This window comes from Rhodococcus sp. no. 34 (assembly GCF_054589475.1).
Window position 1 is genome coordinate 349,489 of sequence record NZ_BAAILK010000023.1, and the last position, 7,196, is coordinate 356,684.

Here is a 7,196-nt window from a genome sequence, read left to right on the forward strand (position 1 = left end):
GGTCTCCAACATATTCAGGAGGCCCTGGTGAGTCATTACATCGAGCATTGGGATGCAGAGGACGTCGACGCCTGGGAATCCGGCGGCAAGGACATCGCGAAGCGGAACCTGATCTGGTCAGTGGTAGCCGAACACGTCGGCTTCTCGATCTGGTCGATCTGGTCCGTGATGGTGTTGTTCATGCCGACGGATATCTACGGCATCGACGCGGCCGGAAAGTTCTTCCTCGTCGCAGTGCCCACACTTGTCGGGTCGGTCCTCCGCATTCCCTACACGGTCGCCACCGCACGGTTCGGCGGTCGTAACTGGACCGTCATGAGTGCGCTGTTCCTCTTCGTGCCAACACTTCTCACGCTCTACCTGATGATGAACCCGGGTGCGTCGTACACCACGTTCATGTTGGTAGCGGCCACTGCAGGTATCGGCGGCGGCAACTTCGCGTCGTCGATGACCAACATCAATGCCTTCTACCCGCAACGCCTCAAGGGGTGGGCGCTCGGTCTCAATGCCGGCGGCGGCAACATCGGTGTGCCGATGATTCAGCTGATCGGTCTGCTGGTGATCGCCACCGTCGGTAACCGCGCTCCGTGGATCGTCTGCGCCGTCTATCTCGTGTTCATTGCGGCCGCCGCCGTCGGTGCCGCGCTGTTCATGGACAACCTGGGCAACCAGAAGTCGGACCTGCGCTCGATGGCCAAGGCACTCAAGTTCTCCGAGTCGTGGGTGATCAGCTTCCTGTACATCGGTACGTTCGGTTCCTTCATCGGATTCAGCTTCGCCTTCGGTCAGGTTCTGCAGATCAACTTCCTCGCCGGCGGTGCCACTCCGGCCGCGGCGGCGCTGCATGCAGCACAGATCGCCTTCATCGGACCACTCCTCGGTTCGATCGCCCGGCCGCTCGGTGGCAAACTGGCCGACCGCATCGGCGGCGGCAAGATCACCATGTGGACGTTTGTCGCCATGGCATTCGCGGCATCGATACTCGTGACGGCCGGAACGATGGACGACAACACCGCCGGCGTCGCCAGCGCCGGGATCATGGTGACATTCGTTCTCGGCTTCATCGCCCTGTTCCTGCTCTCGGGCATCGGAAACGGATCCGTCTACAAGATGATCCCGGCGATCTTCGAGGCGAAGGCTCAGAGCTTCGATCACATGGATCGAAGCGAGAAGGCAACGTGGTCGCGCAGTATCTCCGGCGCTCTCATCGGATTTGCCGGTGCGGTAGGCGGTTTGGGCGGCGTCGGTATCAACCTGGTGCTGCGCGCGTCGTACAGCAGCCCCGCGAAGTCGGCGACCATGGCCTTCTGGGTGTTCCTGGCCTTCTACATCGCCTGCATCGCAGTCACCTGGTTCGTCTTCCTGCGCAAGCCGTCGACGCTGACCACAGACGTCGACGAGGCGAAGGTCGCAGTCACGGCGTGAGCGGTCCGCAGAATCTCAGAACTATCTCGTACCTCAGGAAGTAGGCGTCATGAGCAAGTCGGTTGTTGTCATCGGACACGGAATGGTCGGACACCGATTCGTCGAGGCACTGCGTTCGCGCGACGAAGCGAACAACTGGTCGGTGACCGTACTCTGCGACGAGCAGTACGCAGCGTACGACCGAGTCGGGCTGTCCTCGTACGTCGGAGCGTGGGACCCCAAGGAATTGGCTCTGGCCGGCAACGATTACGACGGCGACAGCCTGGTCGACCTCCGTGTGGGGGAAGGCGCGCTCTCGATCGACAAAGATGCACGCACGGTCACGACGACAACCGGCGAGACGATCTCCTACGACGCTCTGGTGATGGCGACCGGTTCGTATCCGTTCGTGCCTCCCGTACCGGGGCACGACGGCGACGGATGTTTTGTCTACCGCACCCTCGACGACCTCGACGGTATCCGGGCCGCCGCCGAGAAGGCTGGTCCTGGCGCTGTCGGCGTCGTGGTGGGCGGAGGTTTGCTTGGACTCGAGGCCGCAAATGCTCTCTCGCTCATGGGGATGACGGCACACGTCGTCGAACACAATGCGCGATTGATGCCGATGCAGGTCGACGAGGGTGGTGGCGCACTGCTCGCTCGCCTCGTCACCGAACTCGGGCTCACTGTCCACACCGGTGTCGGGACGGCGGGAATTTCGCAGGCCGACAATGGAATCGTGGTCGAACTCTCCGACGGCTCCACCATCGACGCGTCGCTGCTCGTCTTCTCCGCCGGAGTACGTCCGCGTGATCAGCTGGCCCGCGACGCCGGCATCGCAGTGGGGGAGCGCGGTGGCATTCTGACCGACCTCGGCTGCGTGACGTCGGACGAGAACATCTATGCCGTCGGCGAATGTGCTGCGGTGGAAGGCCGTTGCTACGGTCTGGTCGCTCCCGGTTACACGACGGCCGAGATCGTGGCCGATCGTCTGCTCGGCGGCGCCGCGGATTTCCCGGGCGCGGACATGTCCACCAAGCTCAAGCTCATGGGCGTCGACGTCGCCAGTTTCGGTGACGCGATGGCGACCTCACCGGGCGCCCTCGAAGTCGTCCTCAGCGACGCGTCCAAGGGGACGTACGCAAAGCTCGTGGTCTCCGACGACGCGAAGATCCTGCTCGGCGGCATTCTTGTCGGTGACGCATCGGCCTACGCGTCGCTGCGCCCGCTGGTCGGTCGCGAACTACCCGGTGACCCGGCGACATTGATCTCGCCTGCGGGGGAGAAGCCGGGTGCAGGCTCGCTGCCCGACGACGCCGAGGTGTGCTCGTGCAACGCCGTGACGAAGGGAGCCATCTGCGGTGCAATCGCAGCCGGCGCATGCGACATCGCTTCGGTGAAGGCGTGCACCAGCGCCGGAACCACTTGTGGCGGTTGCCTTCCCACCGTGAAGCAGCTGCTGGCCGATTCCGGCGTCGTGATGTCGAAGGCACTGTGCGAACATTTCGCGCAGTCGCGGGCCGAGTTGTTCCAGATCGTCCAGTCGACGCAGACCAGAACCTTCTCGGCGCTGATCGCCAAGTACGGCAAGGGCGCCGGTTGCGACATCTGCAAGCCTGTAGTCGCTTCGATTCTGGCATCGACGGACTCCGATCACATCCTGCACCGCCAGCAGGCGTCGTTGCAGGACACCAACGATCACTTCCTCGCGAACATCCAGAAGAACGGTACGTACTCCGTGGTACCTCGGATGCCTGGCGGCGAGGTCACGGGTGAGCAACTCATCGTCATCGGAGAAGTGGCGCGAGACTTCGGCTTGTACACGAAGGTGACCGGCGGTCAGCGCATCGACTTGTTCGGTGCCCGCGTCGAACAGTTGCCCGCGATCTGGAAGCGCCTCGTCGACGCCGGGATGGAATCGGGTCAGGCGTACGGCAAGTCCCTCCGGACGGTCAAGAGTTGCGTCGGTTCGAGTTGGTGCCGCTACGGTGTCCAGGATTCGGTGGGTATGGCCGTCGACCTCGAGAATCGCTACCGCGGTCTGCGTTCGCCGCACAAGATCAAGTTCGGCGTCTCGGGTTGCGCCCGTGAATGTGCCGAAGCGCGAGGCAAGGACGTCGGCGTCATCGCGACGGAGAACGGTTGGAATCTGTATGTGGGCGGTAACGGCGGACAGTCGCCCAAACACGCTCAGTTGCTTGCCGGAGGCCTCGACGACGCGACCTTGGTCAAGTACATCGACCGCTACCTCATGTTCTACATCCGTACTGCCGATCGCCTCCAGCGCACGGCGCCGTGGGTCGAATCACTCGAAGGCGGACTCGATCACCTCAAGGCCGTGATTTGTGAAGACAGCCTGGGTATCGGCGAGGAACTCGAGGCACTGATGGCCAAGCACGTCGAGGGTTACCAGGACGAATGGGCCGGTGTGCTGGGTGATCCGGAGAAATTGTCGAGGTTCGTCTCGTTCGTCAACGCACCGGAAGAAGCCGACCCGACGGTTGTGTTCGACGAGACCGGAGTGCGCAAGGTTCCGGTCCTGATGGGCATGCCGAGCATCCCCACGCGCCGGTAATAGTCGCGTAACCCGTGGGAAACACGGGATCCGTAGAAACGTAGACAAGAACCCGCGCGACGTTGTCGCCGGATCGACAGGAGGACTTCGATGAGTGTCATCGATGCGCAGATCGCCAAGCTGGATTCGGATCGACTCGAATGGACGTCGGCCTGCCCGCTGAGCCATCTGATCCCTGGACGCGGAGTTGCCGTGCTTCTTCGCGGCGGCGAGCAGGTGGCGCTGTTCCTACTCGAGGACGGCACACTCCGGGCTGTCAGCAACTTCGATCCGTACGGCCGCGCCGCGGTGATGTCTCGCGGACTCGTCGGCGACCGGGACGGTGAGCCGATCGTGGTCTCGCCACTGCTCAAGCAGGCGTTCTCGCTGGTCGACGGCCGGGCGCTGGACGACTCGTCGGTTGCGCTGCCGGTGTACGGCGTTCGCGTGTGGGCTGGAGTCGTTCAGGTACACAGCTTGCAGATGCAGGGTGTTCGCTCGACTGTCGCCGATGCAGTCTCGTGAGTGACGACATGCCGTTGGCTGGATTCACGGTAGGTATCACTGCTTCGCGCCGCGCCGAGGAGTTCGCGACCTTGCTGACTCGCCGGGGAGCGGATGTCGTTCACGCTCCGGCGATTCGAATCATTCCGTTGGCCGACGACCGTGAGCTCGAAAGGGTGACACAGCAGATCATCTCGGATCCTCCCGAGGTGGTTGTCGCCACCACCGGGATCGGATTCCGGGGTTGGCTGGAAGCAGCCGACGGGTGGGGTGAGGCGGAAAATCTCGGATCCGCGTTGGGCTCGGCTCGTCTGCTCGCGCGAGGACCGAAGGCCAAGGGAGCAATCCGCGCGGCCGACCTTCGTGAGGAATGGTCACCGGCATCCGAGTCTTCCGCCGAGGTGCTCGAACATCTTCTGGCAGAAGGTGTCTCGGGAAAGCGGATCGCTGTACAACTGCATGGTGCGACCACCGAGTGGGAGCCGATTCCCGACTTCTGTCAGGTGTTGCGCGAGGCCGGCGCCGAGGTCATCGCGGTGCCCGTCTATCGATGGGAACCGCCGGAGGATCCGACGCTGCTCGACCGGATGATCGACGCCATAGCGTCAGCCGGAATCGACGCCGTCAGTTTCACCAGTGCACCGGCCGTAGCCTCGATGTTGATGCGCGCCGACAAGACCGGGGATCTCGGAGACATTCTCGACGCGATGCGGGGTCCGGTGGCGGCCATGTGCGTCGGCCCGGTCACCTCGGCGCCGCTCGAAGCGTTGAATGTACCGACCACAGCCCCGGCGCGGGCACGTCTGGGCGCGCTCGCGAGACACATCGTCGACGAACTCCCGCAGCGAGCCAACAAGATTCAAGCCGGCGAACACGAAATCAGCATTCGCGGCGGTTGCGTAGTCGTGGACGGTGAAGTGAAGCAATTGCCGCCGGCTGCGATGTCGTTGATCCGCACTCTCGGTGCCAGCCCCGGTCGAGTCGTCTCCCGCGACGAACTGCTGGCTTCTCTTCCCGGCGGCGGCGGCGACACCCATGCCGTCGAGACCGCCGTCGCCCGATTGCGCGCGTGCCTCGGCGCGCCCAAAGCCGTTCAGACGGTGGTCAAGCGGGGCTATCGACTTGCCCTCGACCCCGGCGACTACGTACAGAATCCAGGTGACTATGCAACGCGATGACGATGTCCTCGTCCTGGTAGCTCATGGCACGCGTAGTGCACGTGGCGTGGAAATGGTTGCCGCACTGGCCGACGCCGTCGGCACGCGCGTCGGACGCACGCGCGTTGCCTTTGTCGATGTGCTCGGTCCGTCACCTTCGGAAGTCCTCCGGGACACTCCGGGGCGAGCGATTCTCGTACCGGCGTTCCTGGCGTCCGGCTACCACGTTCACACCGATGTTCGACGCGAAGTGGCGATAAGTGAGCACTCGGCTGTGAGTGTGACGCCCGCACTCGGACCCGATCCGGCGCTTGCACGCGTGCTGCTTCGGCGCTTGACCGAAGCGGGGTGGAATCCGGGTGACGCGACAGTGCTTGCTGCCGCAGGGTCGTCCGATGCGCGGGCGCTGCGAGACGTCGAGCGTGCTGCGCTGATGCTTGCCGAAGCGGCGGGGACTCGTGTCGACATCGGGTACATCGCGACCGGGGAGCCGAAGGTAGCCGATGTTGTTGCAGCAGCACGCGTTCGCGGCGCGAAGCGAGTTTTTGTCGCCTCGTACCTCCTCGCGCACGGGCTGTTCCACGAAAGGTTGCACGCCGCAGGAGCCGATGGTGTGACCGAACCGCTCGGCGTCGATCCGGGAGTGGTGGACCTTGTCGTGAATCGGTATGAGAGTGCGCGAAGGGAACTAGTATCGCTGCATGACGTCTCACTCCGTAACGCCGACGTATGCCGACCTGGTCGCAGCAGTTCGTGAATCCGACGTCAAGGCACAGGCTCTCATCGGTGCACTGACCGAAGAGCAGGCGCGGGAGCCCTCCGGGCTCCCCGGGTGGAGTCGGGGACACGTCGTGACGCACATGTCGCGCAACGCCGACGCGCTGGGCAGATTTGTTGCCGGCGTGCAGGGCGGCGAATCGGGGGAGATGTATCCAGGGGGGCCGGATGCGCGCAATGCTGCAATCGAAGAGGGCGCAGATCGCCCGGCTGAATTGTTGACCCTCGACTACCGCTTCTCGGGAACGAGGCTGGTCGACGCGTTGTGCGAGATCCCGACAGATCGACTGGACACACCGGTGCCGTGGCGCAAACCTGTGACGGCATTCGATCTACCGATCCTGCGCTGGAACGAGATCGAGATTCACCTGATGGACCTCGACATCGGTTACACCTGCCACGACTGGCCTGCCGAGTTCGTGGAATTCACTCTCGCCAGTCAGTTGGGCGCACTCGAGACGGCGGTCCCGGGTGTACGAGTGCCGTCGCTGTCCGACGCGGAGACCTTGGCCTGGTTGGTCGGGAGGCCGACGAGGGTGGGGCTGCCGACTCTCCCTGCCTGGCCGTTCTGAGATGCAGCCGTTCTGAGATGCAGCCGTTCTGAGATGCAGCCGTTCTGAGAGTTAGAACAGGGTGGGGGCGCTCACGTCGTTGCGTGCTTGGGCCAACCGCGCACTCCACCTTTTCACCAACCACATCTCGACGATCTCGGGTTGGGTGCCGGCGGCGTAGGCCCAGCTGTCGAGAAGTTCGCAGTACCGGCGGTAGCGACGCGTCGTGAAGCCGGTGACGGAAGGATCCTC

7 protein-coding genes are annotated in these 7,196 nt (G+C 63.8%); 6 read left to right on the plus strand and 1 reads right to left on the minus strand.

Annotated features, from left to right (window positions below; genetic code table 11):
• Positions 1–24: 24 nt before the first annotated feature.
• The 6 genes from ACYP01_RS07655 (at position 25) to ACYP01_RS07680 (ending at position 6,965) form a co-directional block, all read left to right on the plus strand.
• The gene (locus tag ACYP01_RS07655) at positions 25–1,425 is read left to right on the plus strand and encodes an MFS transporter (protein WP_085989607.1); all 1,401 of its coding nucleotides are present in this window, start codon (positions 25–27) and stop codon (positions 1,423–1,425) included.
• A gap of 49 nt (positions 1,426–1,474) precedes the next feature.
• Positions 1,475–3,976, plus strand: a complete 2,502-nt coding sequence (nirB, locus tag ACYP01_RS07660; protein ID WP_209920995.1) for a nitrite reductase large subunit NirB — start codon at positions 1,475–1,477, stop codon at positions 3,974–3,976.
• A gap of 90 nt (positions 3,977–4,066) precedes the next feature.
• On the plus strand, positions 4,067–4,480 hold the full coding sequence (nirD, locus tag ACYP01_RS07665; RefSeq protein ID WP_003942316.1) for a nitrite reductase small subunit NirD: 414 nt from the start codon (positions 4,067–4,069) through the stop codon (positions 4,478–4,480).
• Positions 4,477–5,637, plus strand: coding sequence for a uroporphyrinogen-III synthase (locus tag ACYP01_RS07670; protein ID WP_003942336.1), 1,161 nt, complete (start codon positions 4,477–4,479; stop codon positions 5,635–5,637). Before nirD ends, ACYP01_RS07670 begins: the two co-directional genes overlap by 4 nt.
• Positions 5,624–6,373: a sirohydrochlorin chelatase gene (locus ACYP01_RS07675; RefSeq protein ID WP_037130090.1), complete on the plus strand. Its 750-nt coding sequence runs from the start codon at positions 5,624–5,626 to the stop codon at positions 6,371–6,373. Before ACYP01_RS07670 ends, ACYP01_RS07675 begins: the two co-directional genes overlap by 14 nt.
• Positions 6,318–6,965 carry a maleylpyruvate isomerase family mycothiol-dependent enzyme gene (locus ACYP01_RS07680; protein ID WP_459679203.1) on the plus strand — a complete coding sequence of 216 codons (648 nt, stop codon included), beginning with the start codon at positions 6,318–6,320 and terminating at the stop codon, positions 6,963–6,965. Before ACYP01_RS07675 ends, ACYP01_RS07680 begins: the two co-directional genes overlap by 56 nt.
• Before the next feature lie 51 nt (positions 6,966–7,016).
• Here ACYP01_RS07680 and ACYP01_RS07685 read toward each other — a convergent pair.
• The coding region (locus ACYP01_RS07685) for an 8-oxoguanine DNA glycosylase OGG fold protein (protein ID WP_459679205.1) at positions 7,017–7,196 on the minus strand (180 nt) is incomplete at its 5' end.

Bases quoted from the DNA above. Each gene is read 5' to 3' on its own strand.
- ACYP01_RS07675 (WP_037130090.1), top strand. From the start codon at position 5,624: ATGCAACGCGATGACGATGTCCTCGTCCTGGTAGCTCATGGCACGCGT.
- nirD (WP_003942316.1), top strand. From the start codon at position 4,067: ATGAGTGTCATCGATGCGCAGATCGCCAAGCTGGATTCGGATCGACTC.
- nirB (WP_209920995.1), top strand. From the start codon at position 1,475: ATGAGCAAGTCGGTTGTTGTCATCGGACACGGAATGGTCGGACACCGA.
- ACYP01_RS07680 (WP_459679203.1), top strand. From the start codon at position 6,318: ATGACGTCTCACTCCGTAACGCCGACGTATGCCGACCTGGTCGCAGCA.